Annotated in this window: 1 protein-coding gene; it reads left to right on the forward strand. The window is 50.7% G+C overall.

Going from position 1 to position 274, the window contains the following annotated elements; all coding sequences use genetic code 11:
* Nucleotides 1–274: DDE-type integrase/transposase/recombinase (locus ACTHTQ_RS11520; protein WP_440363993.1), on the forward strand; the 274-nt coding region annotated here is incomplete at both ends.

A 274-nucleotide genomic window follows, 5' to 3' on the forward strand; every position in this document is an offset into this window, starting at 1 on the left:
ATACCAAACGGCTGCCGCTGCTCAAAGGGCAGAAAGCCACCGATAAGCGGAATTACCTGTTTGTCGCCATCGACGATTTCTCAAGGGAGCTATACGCCGCCATTTTGCCGGACAAAACCGCAGACAGCGCCGCCAAGTTTCTGACCAAACACCTGATTGATCCCTGCCCATATCTGATTGAGTGCGTTTACTCCGATAACGGTACGGAATATAAAGGCTCGGCCAACCATGCTTTCGGTGTAGCCTGTTATGAGAACGGGATTGGTCAAAAGTT

The sequence above is a fragment of the Neisseria sp. P0020.S003 genome, assembly GCF_051957095.1.
GTDB lineage: Bacteria > Pseudomonadota > Gammaproteobacteria > Burkholderiales > Neisseriaceae > Neisseria > Neisseria subflava.